General features: G+C 71.7%; 20 protein-coding genes. 8 read left to right on the top strand and 12 right to left on the bottom strand.

The features are described 5' to 3' along the window. Positions 1 to 21 precede the first annotated feature (21 nt). Entirely contained in the window at positions 22 to 975 is a 954-nt protein-coding gene (locus ACIBHX_RS32015) for a sigma-70 family RNA polymerase sigma factor (protein ID WP_397071078.1), read from the top strand. A 66-nt stretch (positions 976 to 1,041) separates the two neighbouring features. Here the strand turns inward: ACIBHX_RS32015 and ACIBHX_RS32020 are convergent, their stop codons facing one another. Continuing rightward, on the bottom strand, positions 1,042 to 1,437 hold the full coding sequence (locus ACIBHX_RS32020) for a helix-turn-helix domain-containing protein (protein ID WP_397071079.1): 396 nt from the start codon (positions 1,435 to 1,437) through the stop codon (positions 1,042 to 1,044). A gap of 108 nt (positions 1,438 to 1,545) precedes the next feature. Here ACIBHX_RS32020 and ACIBHX_RS32025 point away from each other — a divergent pair, with 108 nt between their 5' ends. Further along, positions 1,546 to 2,244 (top strand): MBL fold metallo-hydrolase, encoded by a 699-nt coding sequence (locus tag ACIBHX_RS32025; protein WP_397071080.1) that lies wholly within the window; start codon positions 1,546 to 1,548, stop codon positions 2,242 to 2,244. Beyond that, a complete protein-coding gene (locus ACIBHX_RS32030; protein ID WP_397071081.1) occupies positions 2,241 to 2,948 on the top strand; it encodes a class I SAM-dependent methyltransferase in 708 nt (235 codons plus the stop codon). Before ACIBHX_RS32025 ends, ACIBHX_RS32030 begins: the two co-directional genes overlap by 4 nt. 17 nt (positions 2,949 to 2,965) lie before the next feature. On the opposite strand, the gene ACIBHX_RS32035 is transcribed toward ACIBHX_RS32030, so the two are convergent. The 5 genes from ACIBHX_RS32035 to ACIBHX_RS32055 form a co-directional block, all read right to left on the bottom strand. Beyond that, complete coding sequence (locus ACIBHX_RS32035; protein WP_397071082.1) at positions 2,966 to 3,670, bottom strand: SRPBCC domain-containing protein; 705 nt, start codon at positions 3,668 to 3,670, stop codon at positions 2,966 to 2,968. Then, the gene (locus ACIBHX_RS32040; RefSeq protein WP_397071083.1) at positions 3,671 to 4,258 is read right to left on the bottom strand and encodes an ArsR/SmtB family transcription factor; all 588 of its coding nucleotides are present in this window, start codon (positions 4,256 to 4,258) and stop codon (positions 3,671 to 3,673) included. It lies immediately after the preceding gene. Between the two features lie 326 nt (positions 4,259 to 4,584). Beyond that, positions 4,585 to 5,808 (bottom strand): RNA polymerase sigma factor, encoded by a 1,224-nt coding sequence (locus tag ACIBHX_RS32045; protein ID WP_397071084.1) that lies wholly within the window; start codon positions 5,806 to 5,808, stop codon positions 4,585 to 4,587. Then, positions 5,805 to 6,158: a YciI family protein gene (locus ACIBHX_RS32050; protein ID WP_397071085.1), complete on the bottom strand. Its 354-nt coding sequence runs from the start codon at positions 6,156 to 6,158 to the stop codon at positions 5,805 to 5,807. Before ACIBHX_RS32050 ends, ACIBHX_RS32045 begins: the two co-directional genes overlap by 4 nt. Before the next feature lie 234 nt (positions 6,159 to 6,392). Beyond that, the gene (locus ACIBHX_RS32055) at positions 6,393 to 7,643 is read right to left on the bottom strand and encodes an MFS transporter (RefSeq protein WP_397071086.1); all 1,251 of its coding nucleotides are present in this window, start codon (positions 7,641 to 7,643) and stop codon (positions 6,393 to 6,395) included. A 273-nt stretch (positions 7,644 to 7,916) separates the two neighbouring features. Here ACIBHX_RS32055 and ACIBHX_RS32060 point away from each other — a divergent pair, with 273 nt between their 5' ends. Beyond that, positions 7,917 to 9,095, top strand: a complete 1,179-nt coding sequence (locus ACIBHX_RS32060; protein WP_397071087.1) for an amidohydrolase family protein — start codon at positions 7,917 to 7,919, stop codon at positions 9,093 to 9,095. 4 nt (positions 9,096 to 9,099) lie between these two features. On the opposite strand, the gene ACIBHX_RS32065 is transcribed toward ACIBHX_RS32060, so the two are convergent. Next, positions 9,100 to 9,873 carry an alpha/beta hydrolase family protein gene (locus ACIBHX_RS32065; RefSeq protein WP_397071088.1) on the bottom strand — a complete coding sequence of 258 codons (774 nt, stop codon included), beginning with the start codon at positions 9,871 to 9,873 and terminating at the stop codon, positions 9,100 to 9,102. Positions 9,874 to 9,919: 46 nt separating this feature from the next. On the opposite strand from ACIBHX_RS32065, the gene ACIBHX_RS32070 reads away from it, so the two are divergent. Further along, on the top strand, positions 9,920 to 10,510 hold the full coding sequence (locus tag ACIBHX_RS32070) for a TetR/AcrR family transcriptional regulator (protein WP_397071089.1): 591 nt from the start codon (positions 9,920 to 9,922) through the stop codon (positions 10,508 to 10,510). 231 nt (positions 10,511 to 10,741) lie between these two features. Here ACIBHX_RS32070 and ACIBHX_RS32075 read toward each other — a convergent pair whose 3' ends face one another. Beyond that, entirely contained in the window at positions 10,742 to 11,839 is a 1,098-nt protein-coding gene (locus ACIBHX_RS32075) for a Gfo/Idh/MocA family protein (protein ID WP_397071090.1), read from the bottom strand. Further along, a complete protein-coding gene (locus ACIBHX_RS32080) occupies positions 11,836 to 12,573 on the bottom strand; it encodes a sugar phosphate isomerase/epimerase family protein (protein WP_397071091.1) in 738 nt (245 codons plus the stop codon). The genes ACIBHX_RS32075 and ACIBHX_RS32080 overlap by 4 nt, the downstream gene beginning before the upstream one ends. Before the next feature lie 321 nt (positions 12,574 to 12,894). Here ACIBHX_RS32080 and ACIBHX_RS32085 point away from each other — a divergent pair, with 321 nt between their 5' ends. Continuing rightward, the gene (locus ACIBHX_RS32085) at positions 12,895 to 13,872 is read left to right on the top strand and encodes a LacI family DNA-binding transcriptional regulator (RefSeq protein ID WP_397071092.1); all 978 of its coding nucleotides are present in this window, start codon (positions 12,895 to 12,897) and stop codon (positions 13,870 to 13,872) included. Between the two features lie 391 nt (positions 13,873 to 14,263). On the opposite strand, the gene ACIBHX_RS32090 is transcribed toward ACIBHX_RS32085, so the two are convergent. Further along, positions 14,264 to 15,223: an adenosine deaminase gene (locus tag ACIBHX_RS32090; protein WP_397071093.1), complete on the bottom strand. Its 960-nt coding sequence runs from the start codon at positions 15,221 to 15,223 to the stop codon at positions 14,264 to 14,266. Further along, complete coding sequence (locus ACIBHX_RS32095; RefSeq protein ID WP_397071094.1) at positions 15,204 to 15,779, bottom strand: helix-turn-helix domain-containing protein; 576 nt, start codon at positions 15,777 to 15,779, stop codon at positions 15,204 to 15,206. Before ACIBHX_RS32095 ends, ACIBHX_RS32090 begins: the two co-directional genes overlap by 20 nt. 67 nt (positions 15,780 to 15,846) lie before the next feature. On the opposite strand from ACIBHX_RS32095, the gene ACIBHX_RS32100 reads away from it, so the two are divergent. After that, on the top strand, positions 15,847 to 16,593 hold the full coding sequence (locus ACIBHX_RS32100) for an NAD(P)/FAD-dependent oxidoreductase (protein ID WP_397071095.1): 747 nt from the start codon (positions 15,847 to 15,849) through the stop codon (positions 16,591 to 16,593). Positions 16,594 to 16,597: 4 nt separating this feature from the next. Further along, on the top strand, positions 16,598 to 17,077 hold the full coding sequence (locus ACIBHX_RS32105) for a MarR family winged helix-turn-helix transcriptional regulator (protein ID WP_397071096.1): 480 nt from the start codon (positions 16,598 to 16,600) through the stop codon (positions 17,075 to 17,077). Positions 17,078 to 17,474: 397 nt separating this feature from the next. Here the strand turns inward: ACIBHX_RS32105 and ACIBHX_RS32110 are convergent, their stop codons facing one another. Then, the gene (locus ACIBHX_RS32110; protein ID WP_397071097.1) at positions 17,475 to 17,699 is read right to left on the bottom strand and encodes a hypothetical protein; all 225 of its coding nucleotides are present in this window, start codon (positions 17,697 to 17,699) and stop codon (positions 17,475 to 17,477) included. Between the last annotated feature and the right edge of the window lie 39 nt (positions 17,700 to 17,738).

The following is a 17,738-nucleotide window of genomic DNA, read 5'->3' on the forward strand; positions in this document are numbered from 1 at the left end:
GCCCGAGGAGCGGCTCGCCCCATGATGACAAGCGAGGACTTCTCCCGACGGACCGATCCCTTCCGGCGCGAACTGCTCGTGCACTGCTACCGGATGCTGGGCTCGGTACACGACGCGGAAGACCTGGTCCAGGAGACCATGCTGCGCGCCTGGCGGGCCTTCGACCAGTACGACGAGAAGCGCGCCTCGCTGCGGACCTGGCTGTACCGGATCGCCACCAACGCCTGCCTGAGCGCGCTGAAGAAGGACAGCCGCAGGCCGCTGCCGTCCGGGATGGTGGCGCCCGGCGAGGATCCGACGCTGCCGCTCAAGCCGGGGCACGAGGTCAGCTGGCTGCAGCCGATCCCCGACGAGATGCTCGACCCGGCCACCGTGCTCGCTTCGCGGGGCAGCCTGCGGCTGGCGCTGATCGCGGCGATGCAGCTGCTGCCGGCCCGCCAGCGGGCGATCCTCATCCTGCGCGAGGTACTCGGGCTGCCTGCCGCCGAGGTGGCCGAGATGCTGGAGACCTCGACGGCCGCGGTCAACAGCGGGCTGCAGCGGGCCAGGGCGCGGCTCGGCGACGTCACCCTGGCGGAGGACTCGCTGGGCGAGCCGTCCTCGGCCCGCGACCGCGAGGTGCTCGACCGGTACGTGGCGGCCTTCGAGGGCGCCGACCTGGAGGCGTTGAAGCGGCTGCTCGCCGACGAGGCGATCCTGGAGATGCCCCCGTTCCTCAACTGGTACGTCGGGGCCGACGCCTACACGCGCTTCATCGCCCGCGTCTTCGAGATGCGCGGCACCGACTGGAAGCTGCTGCCCGCGGCGGCCAACGGCCAGCCGGCCGTGGCCGCCTACGCGCGGGCCGACGACGGCGTCTACCGCCTGCACACACTGCAGGTCTTCGCCGTGGAGGGCTCGCGGATCAGCAGGAACGTGGTGTTCATGGACGCCGAGGTCTTCACTCTTTTCGGTCTGGCTCCTCAACTGTCATGACGCAGTCGGTGGCGTCCTGCTCGGTCCGCAGCGGCTCGCCGTACGGGTCGAGGTGGAAGGTTTCCGTCATCGTGGAAGTCCTTGATCAGCGTGCTCGCCGGTGATGGCCTCGACGAGGGCGAGCAGGCCGGCGGTCTGGGCCACGCCGCCGAGGATGATGATCTTGAGGGTGGCGCGGGACTCGTCGTGGACGATCTCGACGCGCGCACCCTCGGCGGCGCTGATGAGCAGCGTGCTGAGGCGGTCGACCTCGGCGCGGTCGGTGCCGTCGAGCTGGACGATCGTGGAGGCCTCCAGGTGGCGGGCGGGCCTGGGGGTGCCGGTGAAGGCGGCCAGGTCCTCCGGGGAGATCCGGTACTGCTTGCCGATGCGGACGGCGTTGAGCCGGCCGTCGCGCACGTAGGCGCGCACGGTCTTGACGTGCAGGCCGAGCAGCTTGGCCACCTGGTCCACGGAGTACATGCTCCTCAAACTACCCTATTGGCCCATTGGTAGGGAGCGATGGGGAGTCCATCTGCCGGGAGCGAAAGAGGGCTCCCCATCTGGCCGTGGCCGCGTAGGTTCCGGGTTATGGATCTCGTAGAGGTGATGCCAGGGCTGCACCTGCTCCATTTCGGCCTCGGCCAGGCCTACCTGTGGCACGAGCGCGACTGCCTGACGCTGATCGACACCGGCATGCCCGGTGCGGCCGCCGACGTGGCGGGCGCGATCGCGTCGCTCGGGTTCTCGCCGTCCGACGTGCGCAACGTGGTGGTCACCCACGCTCACGAGGACCATTACGGCTCGGTCGCCGAGATCGCGTCCTGGGGCGAGGCCACGATCATGGTGGGGCGGGCCGACGCCGCCGTGATCCGCGGCCACGAGTCCGCGCCGCGGCCGGTGCGCGAGGACATGCCCGACTGGGAGCTGGCCCTCTACGACAACCTGCCCCCGATGCCGGTGTGCGCGCCCGCCCGGGTGGACCGCGAGCTGGACGACGGTGACGAGCTTGACTTCGGCGGCGGCGCCGAGGTGATCGCCATCCCGGGGCACACCGCCGGGAGCGTGGCGATCCACCTGCCGCGGCACCGGCTGCTGTTCTCCGGCGACACGATCGCCAACGTCGAGGGCAACACGATCCTGGGCGTGTTCAACAGCGATCCCGCCGGGGCCGCCGACTCCTTCAGGAAGCTGGCCGAGCTCGATCTCAGCCTGGTGCTGGTGGGCCACGGCGACCCGCTGGGCGGCAAGGCCTCCGCCCGGCTGCGCCAGGTGGCGAGCGCGCTGTGAGGGCCGCCTACGACGAGATCGCCGAGTGGTACGAGCACGAGTTCCTCGGTCCCGGCGACGGCATCGGCGTGACCCGGTCGCTGCGCGAGCTGCTCGGCGAGGGGCGGGGCACGTGCCTGGAGATCGGCTGCGGCACCGGGGTGCATGCCGCGACCGTCCGTGAGCTGGGCTGGACCCCGATCGGGGTGGACCTGTCGGGTGGGATGCTGCGGTATGCGCGCGAGCGGCTGCCGGTCATGCGGGCCGACGCAGGGCGGCTGCCGTTGCGCGACTCCTCGGTCCCCGCGGTGATCGCGATGATGGTCCACACCGACATGCCCGACTATCCGCGCGTGCTGCGTGAAGTGGTCAGGGTGCTGCGGCCCGGCGGGGTGTTCGTGCACGTGGGGGTGCATCCTTGCTTCTGCGGCGGGTTCGCCGATCGCAGCGACCCGGCGGCGATCGTGATCAAACCCGGCTACCTGCGGAGCTACTGGACCAAGGAGTCGTTCACCACGCACGGCGTGCGCGACAAGGTGGGGGCGAGCCACTGGCCGCTGCCCTCGCTGCTCAACGCCTTCCTGGCGGCGGGGCTGCGGCTCGAGCACTTCACCGAAGGGGGCACGCCCACCCCGACCGTGCTGGGCTTCAGGACACGAACATCCGGTCCATTCGCCGACCCACCCGCCTCACAACACCCCACCACGCAGGAATGCGGGTGCTGACCGTACCCCGTGGAAGGTCAGGGCTGGAGGGTGCGGGATAGCCAGGTGCGCCAGGCCGTCCCCTGTTCGGGGGTGGGCGAGAAGAGGTGGTGGGAGACGATCATCATCCCGCCGAGCCCCTGGATGAAGCGATAGAGCGCGTCCGGGGTGCGGATGCCGAGCGTCTGGGCGTTGACGAAGAAGACCTCGCCGTCGATCGGACCGATCCCTTCGACGGTGAAGCGGCCGTCGCCGACCTCCGAGCGCAGCACCTGCCAGGCACGCCCCCAGTCGCTGACCTGCGGGCCGAACTCCGTGACAGGCAGGGCGGTACGGCCGGCGAAATGCGTGAGGTACTCCACCAGGGTGGCGAAGAACAGCCCGAGCCCGTTGGTCATGGCCTCGAACTCGTCCTCCCAGTCGTCGCCGGGCAGGAACCCGCTGGTGACCATGCGGACGAGCGTGCTGCCCTGGCCACGGGCCTCGACGAGGAACTCGTAGGCCAGCATGCGGCCGTCCTGGCCGGTGGGCTCGGCGTGGGCGAAGCGCTTGAGCGGCTCGGCGGCGGTGACCGTCGAGGTCAGCTCCATGCCGCCGAAGACCGTGCGGACCACCTCACCGTCGATGTCGGTGCGGCCCATGAACCAGGAGTCGATGCCGGGGCCGGTGGCGATGGCCTGCCACGCCTGCTCGGGTGTGACGTCGAGCAGGGCCTCCTGCGGTAGCTCGTAGGCGTGACCCACTCAGGACTCCTCTTTCACCGAGGGGTGCACGGCCACGACCACCCGGTGCGCGCGGCCGCCCTCGGCGGTCTCGTCGTGGTACTTGCTCACCAGCGAGGTCACGGCCACCGTGAGCTCCTCGGCGAAGGCCGCCCGGTCGGCGGCGGTGGCGAAGCGCACCTCGCCGTCGATCGCGAACGTGGCCAACCGCTTGCGGGCCTTGGCGGCGCCGGTGATCAGCATGCCCACGTCCCGGACGAGCTGGGCGGACAGCGCCAGCAGCCACCTGGCCGACAGCCGGTCGGGCGAGCGGGCGGGGTCGGGCTGGACGGCGGCGAGGGCGACCGGGGAGATCACGTACGAGGCGCCGGTGGCCCGCATCACGCGCTCGGTGACGTTGCCCTTCTTGCGCTCCTCGACGAGCTCGACCAGGCCGTGCTTCTCCAGGGTGCGCAGGTGGTAGTTGACCTTCTGCCTGGCCAGACCCACCTTCGCGGCCAGCGACGTGGCCGAGCCCGGCTCGACCAGCTCGGCCAGCAGCCTGGACCGCATCGGGTCCAGCGACACCTCGGCGGCCGCCGGATCCTCGATCACCGTCACTTCTTCCATGTCCCCACGATCTCACCGACAATTTTCATTGTCAACACTGCCTAGATCGCCTCGCCCTCCGATCGTCCCACACGCCACTCGTCCGGATACGGCAAGCCAGCCACCCGCAATTCCCCCAGGGCACGACCGCAGGCCCACGCCGAGCCGGTGGGACGGGGTGCGGCGGCGAGCCCGCGGCCGGGGTGCCACGAGTACGAAACGCCGTGGCGGCGGGTGAGGGGCCTCGACTCGCCGGAAGCGCCGGGCGCGGGTCCTCAGCCGAAGTACGGCGGGCGGCCGGTAGCGGGGGCTCGCCGTACAAGAAGAAAAGGCACGAGGCCGGAGGGCTAGGCGAGGCGGGAGGCGCGGGAGTCCAGGTAGCGCTGTTCCGGGAGGCTGGTGGTGCGGCGGGCCGCGTCGCGGTAGGCGGCTGCGGCTGCGGCCCGGTCGCCGGCCATCTCCAGCAGGTGGGCGCGGACGGCGGCGAGGCGGTGGTGGCCGGCCAGGCGGTCGTCCGAAGCCAGGTCGTCGAGGACGGCGAGGCCGGCCTGCGGGCCGTTGACCATGGCGAGGGCGATGGCGTGGTTGAGGCGGATGACCGGGTTGTCCTCCATGCGGAGCAGCACGCCATACAGCGCCAGGATCTGCGGCCAGTCGGTGCCCTGCGCGCGCGGCGCCTCGTCGTGGACTGCGGCGATGGCCGCCTGGAGCTGGTAGGGGCCCAGGTCCGTGGTGCGCAGGGCCTGGCTGACCAGCGCGACGCCTGCCGCGATGGCTTCGCGATCCCACAGGGTGCGGTCCTGCTCGGCGAGCGGGACGAGGCGGCCGGCGAGGTCGGTGCGGGCGGGACGGCGCGCCTCGGTGAGGAGCATGAGCGCGAGCAGCCCGGCGACCTCCCCGTCGGCGGGCAGCATCCGGTGCACCATCCGGGCCAGGCGGATGGCCTCCGTGGTCAGCTCGGGGCGGTGCAGGTCGGGGCCCGAGGTGGCGGTGTAACCCTCGTTGAAGATCAGGTAGAGCACGTGCAGGACGACGCGGAGCCGCTGGGGCCGCTCGGAGTCAGGCGGCATCGCGAAGCCGGCCCCGGCGGACCTGATGCGCTGCTTGGCCCGGCTGATCCGCTGCGCCATCGTGGCCTCGGGCACCAGGAAGGCGCCGGCGATCTGCGCCGTGGTGAGACCGCCCACCGCGCGCAGCGTCAACGCCAGCTGCGAGGCCTGCGACAGCGACGGATGGCAGCACAGGAACAGCAGCCTCAGCGTGTCGTCGCGATCGGCGTGACGCTCCTCGCCCGGCTCGGGGAGCACCCAGTCCTCGCGCGCCGCGACGGTCTCCTCCCTGCGGCGGCGCGCGCTCTCGCTGCGTACCTGGTCGGCCAGGCGCCGCGAGGCCACCGTGATCAGCCAGGCGCGCGGGCTGTCGGGAACGCCCTGCTCGGGCCACTGCACCGCGGCGTCGAGCAGGGCCTCCTGCACCGCGTCCTCGCACGTGTCGAACTGTTCGTAGCGCCGCACGAGCACGCCGAGCACCTGCGGCGCCAGCTCACGCAGCAGCCGTTCGACCTCTGTCACCCCTCGACCTCGTCGAGGATCGGCCTGACCTCCATCGCGCACAACCGCGCGTCGGGCCACCGCACGGCGATCTCGGTCGCCCGCTCCAGGCTGTCGCACTCCACGATCAGGTAGCCGGCCAGGTGCTCCTTGGCCTCCAGGAACGGCCCGTCGGTGATCGCGGGCACGCCGTCGCGCACCCGCACGGTCCTGGAGCTCGTCACCTCGGCCAGCGCCTGCCCGCCGACCACCTCGCCGGACTCGGTCAGCTCCTTCATCAGCGCGTCGACCTCGCCCATGATCTCGTCCATGTGCTCGGCGATGTACTGCTGGGACGCCGGGTTGCTATAGATCATCAGCATGTACTTCATGCGACGACTCCTCTCTTCCGCCTCCTAGTCGTAGCAGCTCGCACGTCCTCTACATGCTCACTGCAAGATCTTTTGGTACGGCTGGCGCCGTGGGAGCCGCGGACTCGCCGTCGCCGGTGACCGCCTGTCGAGCGCCGGCCGGGATGGCTCACGGCCCGCCCGCCGCAACGACTCCGCCCTTGGCCACCCACCTCGCATATCCCGCGACGGTCCACAGCCCCGTATCAGTGGGGCCTAGGGCTGGTGGCCTGCCGTACCAGGGAGGTCTTTTCCCAGGCGGGCGAGTGGGGACAGGGCCATGAAGAGCGGGGACAGGGCCAAGGTGACGGCGGTCAGCAGGAGACTCGTGCGCAACCCCAGCGAGGCGGCCAGGTAGCCGCCCAGGAGGGAGCCGAGCGGGGCCAGGCCCATGCCGACGAAGTTGATCGTCGCGACGACGCGGCCCTGGATCGGGATGGGGGTGATGGCCTGGCGCACCGTGACGACGGTGACGTCGACCAGCTGGCTGAAGACTCCGAACAGGAAGTTGACCGCCATGAGCGCGGCGACGGTGGCGGCGGAGGATCCGTGCAGCGCGGGGACGCACAGCATCACGCCGTCGGCGAGCACCGCGGCGGACACCAGGACGACGCCGTAGCCGTACCGTCTCGGCAGCAGGGCCGACAGCAGGGAACCCACCAGCGCGCCCGGGCCCATCGCCGCCAGCACCAGGCCGACAGCAGCGCCCGGCAGGTGCAGCGTCCGGGGCAGGAACAGCAGGTAGACGGTCATCAGGGCGGCGAAGGAGAACTGGAAGAGGGCAGAGGCGATCCCCACGGCCCGCAACGCCGGATCGCCGATGACCAGGCGCAGGCCCTCCTGGATCTGCCGCCACAGGCGAGCCTGCTTTACGGCGGGCTCGGGCATCGGCTCCGGTCGCCGGATCCGCCGGATCGACAGGAAGGACAGGGCGAAGAACAACGCGCTCGCCATGATGGCGATCGGCGCGCTGAGCAGCGAGGCCATCGCTCCGCCGAGCGCGGGACCGGCGATCTGCGCGGCGGACCTGCTGCCTTCGAGCGCGCTGTTGCCCTGGGCGAGCCGGTCGCGTTCCACCAGCCGGACGAGGAATGCCTGGTAGGCCACGTCGAAATACACCGAGAGGGCGCCGATGAGGAAGGCGACCAGGACGAGCAACGGCATCCCGAGCAGGCCGAGGAGGTAGGCGGCGGGGATCACGGCCAGCGTCGCGGCGCGGCCGACGTCGGCCAGCACCATCACGTTACGGGTGCGCCGACGGTCCACCCAGGCGCCGACGAACAGTGAGAGCAGCAGGATCGGCGCCTGCTGGACGGAGCGCAGGACGCCGAGCTGCTGGGCGTCGGCGTTGAGCGCGATCACGGTGATGAGTGGCAGGATGACCTGGCCGGCCTGCGCCCCCAGCTGGGAGGCGGTCTGGCCGATCCAGAGCCTGCGGAAGTCACCGTCCCGCCACATCGTCTTCATCGCAGGGTGATACGGCACAGGGGTTCCTTGAGTCGCCGGGCAGGGGGATTCGCTGTGCCGCAGTTCGGGTGCAGCACGCGGTGACAGGCCTTAGGTGGCCCAGGTGTCAGCGCGTGCTCGGTTGGCCGGGCATCTCAGCTCCTCAAAGGATCATCCGCTGCCCGGACTCTAGCCACCGGCCCCGTGGCGCGGCAACGCAATTGGCGCACACAAGTTTGACCCAAGATAGTTAGCAGTCGTACTATCGCTCATCGAACCAAAGGAGAGCCAAGCATGCGCACTTTGATCAAGGACGTCCGTCTGTTCGACGGCGAGACCGTCACCGAGTCCACGAACGTGCTGATCGACGGCACCCGCATCGCCGAAACCGACGACCGCCCCGCGGACGTGGAGATCGACGGACGCGGCAAGACCCTGCTTCCTGGCCTGATCGACGCCCACACCCACACCTTCGACGGCGATCTCGCCCAGGCGCTGCGTTTCGGCGTGACCACCGAGCTGGACATGTTCTGCCTGCCGGGCAACCTGGCCCGCCAGCGCAGGCTGGCCGCCGAGCGTGACGACGTGGCCGACCTGAGGAGCTCGGGAGTGCTGGCCACGGCGCCCGGCGGGCACCCGAGCCAGATCATGCAGTCGGTGGACGGCGATTTCGGCGACGCGGTAGGCGCGTTCGAGACCGTGGGCGCGTCCCCGGAGGAGTTCGTGAAGGCCCGGCTGGCCGAGGGCGCCGACTACCTGAAGATCGTGGTCGACGATGGCAGCGTGTCGGGCCTGGACCTGCCGACGCTCGCCCCGGAAACCGTGGCCGCGCTGGTCACCGCCGCCCACGACGCCGGACTCCGGGCGATCGCGCACGCCGTCACGGTCAGGGACGCGCTCGTCTGCCTGGACGCGGGCGTCGACGGCCTGGCCCACGTGGTCTGCGACGCGGGCCCCGAGCAGGCCGAGGACCTGGCGGCCAGGATCGCGGCGGCGGGGACGTTCGTGGTCAGCACACTCAGCTACTTCGAGGCCGCCACGGGCGACCCGCGCGGCGCGGAACTCCTGCGCGACCCCCGCATCGCGTCCCTGCTCGGCGACAGGGTCACCGACCGCGACACGAGTGCCATCCCGGTCCACCCGGAGGGCGTGCCCAACGCGGTGCACGCCGCCGCCGCGCTGCACCGGGCGGGCGTGCCGCTGCTGGCGGGCACGGACGCCAACCCCTGGTCACCGCTGCACGGCGCCAGCCTGCACCGCGAGCTCGTCCTGCTCGTCCAGTCGGGCCTGACGCCCGCGCAGGCCCTCGCGGCGGCGACCAGCGTGCCCGCCCGCCACTTCGCCCTCACCGACCGCGGCCGCGTCGCGCCCGGGCTGCGCGCCGACCTCCTCCTCGTCACGGGCGACCCCACCCGGGACATCACCGCCACCCGCGACATCGCAGAAATCTGGCGCAACGGCACCCGCGCCTGATTTCTCAAAGGTGTCGATCCACGAAATCGTGCACCGTGTCGATCAGCAACGCGCGGTGGTCCGATAGGGCGTGGTCCGTGGCCCACTCGTGCTGCTCCACCCACCCCGACCAGGACTCCGCCAGCGGCCGATGGTGGACCTCGGCGGGCGTGACGTCATCCAGGGAGGTGCCGATCAGCATCACCGGCCGGTCCGCGAGCCGGTCGCCGAGCCCGGCCAGGCTCCACCGCTCGCCCGCCGCCTCCATCTCCGCCACCAGGGCCTCCCCGCTGGTGCCGCGCAACGGCAGCAGTTCCCCGTCGAACGCCTCGACCAGGCCGTCCCTCCCGCCGGGGGTCAGCGAGCGGGCCACCGTACCGAAGTCGAAGGCCGAAACCGACACCACCGCACGGACCTCAGGCAGCGCGGCGGCCGTCATCAGGGCCGCGAACCCCCCGAAGCTGTGCCCGAACAGCGCCACCCGCCCGGGATCGAGCCGATGCCCAGTGGCGAACGGTTCCTGTCGCACGGCGCGCGTCACCGCGGCCGCGTCGGCGAGGGCGTGCGACCACGACCAGGTGCCGCCCATCCCCCACGAGCCCCGGTAGTGGAAGACCAGCGTGGCGTAGCCGGCGGCGCGCAGGGCCTGGGCCAGGTCGAGGCTGCGTTCGTTGCCGGGGAAGCCCTGCAGGAACACCACGACGGGATGCGGCCCTGGGCCTGCGGGCAGGTGCAGCAGCCCGGCCAGCGTGACGCCCTGGCTGTCGAACGTCACGGCGGGAGTGGAAGCTCGGTTCACGGCCATGACGGTAGCAGTCCATCGAACCGATCGGTACCATCTACTCATGCCAGTGCCCAAGGGAACCACGCTCGACCCCGGCAGGACGCGCGCCGCGATCCTCACCAACGCCACGACCGTGCTCTACGAGCGCGGGCTCGACGGGGTGGGCGTGGCGGAGCTGTGCCGGGAGTTCGGCGTGTCCAAGGAGACGCTCTACCGGCACTTCGGCTCCAAGGAGGGCCTGATCGAGGCGGTGCTCGAGCAGCGCAGCGAGCGGGTGACGCGGTGGCTGAGCGAGGCTGCCGAGCAGGCGGGTCCTGATCCCCGGGCGATGCTGGCGGCGGTGTTCGACGCGCTGGCGGGCTGGCACGCCGAGCCCGGGTTCCGCGGCTGCGCCATGCTCAACGCCGCCACCCAGCACCACACCGACCCCGAGCGCGGCCTGGCCGCCCGCCACCTGGAGCGCCGCCTTTCCCTGCTCACGGACATCGCCCGCCGCGCGGGTGCGGCCGAGCCCGCGTCGCTGGGCCGCCAGCTGCTGATCCTCATCACCGGCGCCACGATCGTCGCCGACCACCACCCCACCACCCCGGACGCCGCCGCCCACGCGCGCCTTGCCGCCCTCTCCCTCCTCGACGCGTCCTGCTCCCGATAACTCCTTCACGATCTTGTACGGCCGCCTGCCCCTATACCTCCTTACTCTTGTACGGCGGGCTTGCTCTTGTACGGCGGGCCACCGCAACCGGCCGCCCGCCGTCGCGTCTACTGGACCCGCGTCCGGCGCTTCCGGCGAGTCGGTGCCGCTTGCTCGCCGTCACGGCGTCCAGGATCCACGCCCCCGGCCCCGCTTCCCGCCGCACAGGGCGCCGCCCTCCACTGCAGAGGGTCAGAGGGTTCGGTCGTGGGGGTTCCAGTCGGCGGGGAGTGGGGGTGGGATGTCGACCGTGCTTGCCACCTCGACGGGCTCACCGTGCGTGAGGGACTCGTCGATGGAGAGCATCGTGTCCAGGACGTGGAATGCCAACTCCCCCGAGGCCCGCTCCGGCACCCCGGCGCGGATCGCGCGGGCGAGTTCGAGGGCGCCGGTGCCGCGCTGGGCGGTGTGGCCGTGGGGCGTGAGGGCGACGGGGTCCCCGGCGCCGAGCAGGTGCAGGGCGGTCTGGCCGTCGAAGCGGTTCGGGTCGGGCACGACCGCGGTGCCCAGGCTCCCGGTGACCTCGAAGAAGCCGGTGCGGGCCAGCCCGGAGTCGAAGGTGAGCAGCACCTGCGCCGAGGCCCCGGACTCGAAGGTCACCAGAGCGGTGACCGTCGTGGGCACGCTCACCTCGAACGTGGTCCCGGCCCGCGGTCCCGACCCGATCTCCCGCCTGTCACGGGCCCGCCCGCCCGCCGCGAAGACCCGGCGCACCGGCCCGAGCAGCTGCACCAGCCCGGTCAGGTAGTAGGGACCCATGTCCATCAGCGGCCCGCCGCCGGCCTGGAACAGGAACTCGGGGCTCGGATGCCACACCTCGGGCCCGGGCGTCTGGAAGAGCGTCAACGCCGTGAGCGGCGTCCCGATCCGTCCCTCGGCCACGGCCCGCCTGGTCGTCTGGAACCCGGCGCCGAGCACCGTGTCCGGCGCGCAGGCCACCCGCAGCCCGGCGGCGGCCGCCCGGTCCAGCAGCGCACGCCCGCCGGCCCGGTCCAGGGCCAGCGGCTTCTCGGTCCAGACGTGCTTGCCGGAGGCGAGCGCCGCCAGGCCCACCTCGACGTGCGCCGCCGGGATGGTCAGGTTGACGACGATCTCGACGTCGTCGTCGGCGAGCAGCTGATCCACGCTTCCCGCACCGGCCACGCCGTACTTGCCGGCCTGGACCTTGGCGCGCTCGAGGTCGAGGTCGGCCACGAAGCGCACGTTCAGGTCGGGGAAGCTCATCAGGTTCTTCAGGTAGGTGTCGCTGATGACCCCGGCGCCGATGACGCCGACCCCGACCGCGCTCACGCGCCTTCCCCAGTGAGGTAGGCGTAGCTGGCGGACAGGCCGTCGAAGATGTCGCCGTCGTAGTTGTCGAACTCCACCACCCGCAGCGCCGCCGGCGCCGCCGCGAGCACCTCGCGCATCGGCACCCGTCCCTGGCCTGCCGGGACCTGGCCGGTGGCGTCCTGGGCCAGGCCGCCGTCCTTGACGTGGATGGCGCGCACCCGCTCGCCCAGGCGGCGCAGCAGCTCAGGCGTGTCGGCGCCGCCGACGGTCGACCAGTAGGTGTCGACCTCCAGCACGACGTCCGGGTCCAGTTGCTCGGCGAAGGCCTCCAGCGCGCTGCGCCCACCCAGCTGCGACTTCAGCTCCCACCAGTGGTTGTGGTAGCCGACCGTGATCCCGTGCGGGGCCGCGGCCTTGGCGGCGGCGTTGATCGCCGCGGCGATGTCGGCCACCTCGACCGGGTCGCTCCAGCGCTCCGGCTGGGTGAACGGGTCGATCACGGTCGTCACGCCCAGCACCTTGGCGGCCTCGAACACCTCCTCCTGGTCGCGCCCGATGAGCTGCTGGTGCGCCGTGGGCGCCGTCAGTCCCGCCGCGAGCAGGCCCTCGCGCAGTGCCTGCAGGTTGTCGACGATCCCGTACGGCTCGGCCTGGCGGAACCCGATTCCCGCCAGCCGCGCGAGCGTGCCGCCCGGGTCGGCGGCGAAGTCCTGCCTGACGGAGTAGAGCTGGACGGACAGTTGCGTGCTCATGGAGCTCCCCGATCTACGGCGCTACTGACACGAGTAAGTTATGCTCAGCGTGGAATCCTGACAAGAGGGAAACCGCGCCCACGAATCCGACGATCCGACGCAAGGCACGGGCCTGTCGCACCCGCGCTATGTTGTGCGTCATTCGGCACTCGCCGTACTACGCGACGTGTGGTGCGGGCTCGCCGTTCCACGCGGCATGCGGTGCGGGTTTGCCGTGCGGCGTGCAGGCGGTGGTGCGGGCTTGCCGTACCACGCGGCATGTGGGCTTTGCGGCATGTGGTGTGGTGGGTCGGGTCGCGGTGCGTGGTGGGAGGAGGTGTAGTGGGGCGTCGGGTGACGAGCGTGGACGTGGCGCGCGAGGCAGGGGTGTCGCGGGCGACGGTCAGCTACGTGCTCAACGACGTGTCCACCCAGAAGATCCCCGAGAGCACCCGGGAACGGGTCCTGGCCGCCGCCGCCCGCCTGGGCTACGCGCCCTCCGCCGCGGCGCGGACGCTGCGGGCCGGGCGCAGCGACGTGGTGCTGTGCCTGCTTCCCGACTGGCCGATCGGGCCCACGGCGGGCGAGTTCCTGGACCACATGTCGACGGCGCTGGCCGACCACGGACTGACGTTCATGGTGCACCCGCGAGGGCGGCACGCGCGGCCCATCACCGAGGTGTGGAAGGCGATCACACCGTGCGCGGTGATCGCCTACGAGGACTTCGACGAGGCCGAGCTCGCCGCGATGCGGGCGGCCGGGGTGCTGGCCACCCATGTGATCCCGGGCACCGCCAAAGCCAGGGCCAAGGCCGTCGACCAGGTACGCATCGGCCGGATGCAGGCCGAGTACCTGCACGGACACGGCCACCGCCGCCTCGGCTTCGCCTTCTACCCCGACGAGCGGCTGACCGACCTGTGCCGGCCGCGCCTGGAAGGGGTCCAGCAGGCGTGCGCCTCGCTGGGCATGCCCGAGCCGCTGGTCGTGGACGTGCCTCTCAACCCCGCGGCGGCGGCCCGCGCGGTGGATCGCTGGAAGGGCGACGTCACGGCGGTCTGCTGCTACAACGACGAGACGGCCTTCGCGGTGCTGGCGGGCATGCGCGAACGCGGCCTGTCGGCGCCCGCGGACCTGGCCGTGATCGGCGTGGACGACATCCCCACCGCCCCGCTCAGCGCCCCACCGCTCACCACGATCCGCACCGACCACGACACCACCGCCGACCGCGTCGTCACCCGCCTCCTAGCCCTCATCTCCGGCGAAACCCCATCCCCCACTCCCCCCGCCAGCATCCGCCTCATCCAACGCCAATCCGCCTAACCCATCCGCCCACGTGGTGAACGCTGACGTGGTGGACGCTGTCGCAAGGGCCGCTGTCGCAAAGGGCGCTGTCGTGAGGGGCGCTGTCGCACGGCTGCCTGACCGCCGGGTTCCGCCGGCAGCCACGAGCCTCGCCTACCAGGCGCCGGGTCGGCGAGGAGTGGTGCGGCGAAGGTCGGCGCCCTGTACGGCGCGTGACCACGACCGCGGTGCCACGATCACGAAGTGCCGTGGCGGCGAGCAAGCGGCACCGACTCGCCAGAAGCGCCGGTCAGGGGCCCTCAGCCGCAGTACGGCGGGCGGCCGGTAGCGGCAGCTCGCCGTACAAGAAGCTCAAGCCCCTGCGGAAGTACGGCGGGCGGCCGGTAGCGGCGGCCGCCGTACAGGAAACTCAAGCCCTTGCGGAATCACGTTGGGAGGTGTCCCAGGCGGTGATCTCTGCGCGGAGCTTCGCCTTCAGGGCCTCGGGGGCGAACGACGCGTCGACTGCCGCGGTGGCCAGGGCGGCCAGGTCGTAGCCGAAGAGGTCGTGGACGCGCGCGTACTCGTCGGCGAGCGCCGTCTCCCCGTCGGTGTTGAGCGTGACACGCAGGCCCGCCTCGCTCAGCAGCGGCAGCGGGTGGTCGGCGAGCGACGGGACGATTCCCAGCAGGACGTTCGAGCTCGGGCAAACCTCCAGCGGCACGGCGCGCTCGCGCAGCTCGGCGACGAGCGCCGGGTCCTCGAGGGCGCGGATGCCGTGGCCGATCCGCTCAGCGTGCCCGAGGTCGAGAGCCTCGCGGATGCTGGCGGGCCCGGCGGTCTCACCGGCGTGGTGGACCAGGTGGAGCCCGGCGTCCCTGGCCGCGTCGAGGACGGGCGCGAAGGGCGCCAACGAAAACGCCTCGTCGCCCGCCAGGCCGATCCCGACGACCTCCTCGTGCCCGGCGGCCAGCTCCAGGGTCTGCCAGAGGCGTTCCACGGGCCGGCGGCGGGAGTGGTCGAGCAGCAGCCGGCACTCGATCCCGTGGGCGCGACCTTCGGCGAGGCCGTCGATCACGGCGGCCAGTGGCATGCCGAGGTCGCCGACGCGTTCGCCGTGGGCGGCGGCGGTGAAGGTGAGCTCGGCGTAGCGGGTGCCCTGGGCGGCCTCGTCCTCGCAGAACTCGACCGCGATCCTCCGGAAGTCGTCATAAGTCCGGACACGTTCGCGGACGCGAGCCCGGTGGTCGGCGAACTCCGCGAAGCTCGCGAACGGCCTGTCCGGCTCGGGCGGCCCGCCCAGCTCCAGCACGGTCGAGGGCCTGATGGTGCTCTCCAGGTGCACGTGCAGGTGCGCCTTGGGCAGCAGGCTAGGCCTTGGGCTTGGCACGGACGTGGATCCTTTCTCCCTGGCGGCCGAAGAGGCTGAGCACCTCAACGGGCCCCTCTCCCGTGCTGCCGAACCAGTGCGGCAGCCGGGTGTCGAATTCGGCCGCCTCGCCGGGCCCGAGCACCAGATCGTGGTCGGCCAGCACCAGCCGGAGCCGCCCGGCCAGCACGTAGAGCCATTCGAAGCCCTCGTGCGTGCACGGGTCGGGCTTGCTGCGGGAGGCCGGGATGATCGACTTGAACGCCTGCAGCGGTCCAGGATGGCGGGTCAGCGGCAGGACCACCTGGTCGTTGACGCGGCGGGGCGTCAGCCGCACGCGCGGGTCGCCGACCTCGGGCGCGCCGACCAGCTCGTCGAGCGGCACCTGGTGGGCCTGCGCGATCGGCAGCAGCAGCTCCAGGCTGGGGCGCCGCTGGCCCGACTCCAGGCGCGACAGTGTGCTCTTGGAGATGCCGGTGGACTCCGACAGCGCGGCCAGCGTCACGCCCCGCGCGGTGCGCAGGCGCTTGAGCCGCGGTCCCACCTCGGCAAGCGCCACGGCGATCCGGTCTTCCACCCGGACAGCTTCCCAGAAACGGCAACAAATGTTGTCGCCGGGGTGCCCGCTGCGCAGTCTTGGCCGCATGAACGACACATACGACGTGGTGATCATAGGTGGTGGCGCGGCCGGGCTGAGCACCGCACTCGTGCTCGGGCGGGCCCGCCGTCGGGTGGCGGTGATCGATTCCGGCGAGCCGCGCAACGCGCCCGCCGAGCACATGCACAGCTTCCTGTCACGCGACGGCATGCCGCCGTCCGCGCTGCTGGAGTTGGGCCTGCGCGAGCGGTGGGGCGTCGACGTACTGCAGTGCCCCTACTGCCACGGCTACGAGGTGCGCGACGAGCCGCTCGGCGTGCTGGGCAACGTGCCGCACGCGCTGCTGCTGCGCCAGTGGTCGGACGACGTCGTCTTCTTCCCCGGCGAGGTCGAGCCGACGGCTGACGAGCTCGAGCGGCTCGAGGCGCGCGGCGTGCCCGTGGTGGCAGGGAAGATCACCCGGATGGTGGTCGACGGTGGCCGGCTGCGCGGGGTCGAACTCGCCGGCGGCCGGGTGGTGCCGCGCACGGCAGTGTTCGTCATGCCGCGGATGGTGCCCAACGACGCCGTGCTCACCGAGCTGGGCTGCGAGCAGGCCAACGGCTGGGTGGTCACCGACCCCTCCGGCCGTACCAACGTGGACGGGGTCTGGGCGGTGGGGAACGTCGTGGATCCACGGGCCCAGGTCATCACGGCGGCCGGGATGGGCGCCGCGGCGGCCTTCATACTCAACCACGACCTGGTCGAGGAGGAGGTGGTTCAGGCTCTGACTATCCGGTCTCGAATAAGCTGACCGAATGGAGGACGCGATCGACGTGATACTCGCGCAGTGGCGGCGCGAACGGCCCGACCTCGACCTGGAGGCCATGGGCGTCTTCGCCCGCCTGGCCAGGGCGGCCCGGCTGGTCGAGGACGCGGTGGACGAGGTGTTCACCCGGCACGGCCTGCGGCAGGGCGAGTTCGACGTGCTCGCGGCGCTGCGCCGCTCCGGCCCGCCGTACACGCTGATCCCGTCGGAGCTGTCGGAGGTGCTGATGATGTCGCGGGCCGGGATGACCAACCGCCTCGACCGCCTGGAGGCGGCCGGCCTGGTCTCGCGCGCCCTCGACCCCGCCGACCGCCGCAGCTTCCGCGTCACGCTGACGGAGGATGGCCTGCGCGTCATCGACGCCGCCCTCGCCGACCACGCCACCAACCTCGCCCGCCTGGCCTCCCGCCTCTCCCCCACCGACACCACCACCCTCGACGCCCTCCTCCGCAACTTCCTCTCTCCCTGACCACCTCTCTGTGGCGGGTGGGTGTAGACCAGGCTCTGTTAAGGCAGGTTCGTGTACTGCAGGGTCTGTTGCGGCCGGTTCAGGCAAGTTCCTGTACGGCAAGCCACCGCCACCGGCCGCCCCCCGCACTTCGGCTAAGGACCTCTGACCGGCGCTTCTGGCGAGTCGGTGCCGCTACCTCGCCGCAACGCCGAATCGTGATCGTGGCACCCCGGCCGTGGCTTAGCGCCGTACAGGGCGCCGCCCTCCGCCGCACACCTTCTCGCCGACCCGGCGCCTGGTAGGCGACCTCGCGGACACTACGAAACCCTCGGCTGGTACCGAGACGAAACCCTCGGCGGATCCCGGGACACGGGTCTCTCTTCAAGCGGGACGCCAGTACGGGAGATATAGGCGATCACGTCCCCGAGCGGCTCGGCGACCACGAAGCAGAGGTCGGCGCCGCTGGAAAGACTGCCGAACAGGAGGGCTCGGAAGACGTCAGGCCTTGATGGAGGCCGCAGAACTCGTTGACGCTGAGGCCGTGCTCGTCCTGCAGCGCGCGCTCGATCTTGACCTCGATGCGGCTCTGCAGTGCGGCCAGCGTGCGCCAGCCCTGCGCGCGGGCCTCGGTGAGTGCCACGGCTCACGCCCCTTCCGAACATGGCAGGCGTGCGCAATT

This window comes from Nonomuraea sp. NPDC050536, assembly GCF_044457685.1.
GTDB lineage: Bacteria > Actinomycetota > Actinomycetes > Streptosporangiales > Streptosporangiaceae > Nonomuraea.

Coding starts and splice junctions, on each gene's coding strand:
- ACIBHX_RS32015 (WP_397071078.1), top strand. CDS start 22: ATGATGACAAGCGAGGACTTCTCCCGACGGACCGATCCCTTCCGGCGC.
- ACIBHX_RS32020 (WP_397071079.1), bottom strand. CDS start 1,437: ATGTACTCCGTGGACCAGGTGGCCAAGCTGCTCGGCCTGCACGTCAAG.
- ACIBHX_RS32025 (WP_397071080.1), top strand. CDS start 1,546: ATGGATCTCGTAGAGGTGATGCCAGGGCTGCACCTGCTCCATTTCGGC.
- ACIBHX_RS32040 (WP_397071083.1), bottom strand. CDS start 4,258: ATGGAAGAAGTGACGGTGATCGAGGATCCGGCGGCCGCCGAGGTGTCG.
- ACIBHX_RS32050 (WP_397071085.1), bottom strand. CDS start 6,158: ATGAAGTACATGCTGATGATCTATAGCAACCCGGCGTCCCAGCAGTAC.
- ACIBHX_RS32055 (WP_397071086.1), bottom strand. CDS start 7,643: ATGAAGACGATGTGGCGGGACGGTGACTTCCGCAGGCTCTGGATCGGC.
- ACIBHX_RS32060 (WP_397071087.1), top strand. CDS start 7,917: ATGCGCACTTTGATCAAGGACGTCCGTCTGTTCGACGGCGAGACCGTC.
- ACIBHX_RS32070 (WP_397071089.1), top strand. CDS start 9,920: ATGCCAGTGCCCAAGGGAACCACGCTCGACCCCGGCAGGACGCGCGCC.
- ACIBHX_RS32080 (WP_397071091.1), bottom strand. CDS start 12,573: ATGAGCACGCAACTGTCCGTCCAGCTCTACTCCGTCAGGCAGGACTTC.
- ACIBHX_RS32100 (WP_397071095.1), top strand. CDS start 15,847: ATGAACGACACATACGACGTGGTGATCATAGGTGGTGGCGCGGCCGGG.
- ACIBHX_RS32105 (WP_397071096.1), top strand. CDS start 16,598: ATGGAGGACGCGATCGACGTGATACTCGCGCAGTGGCGGCGCGAACGG.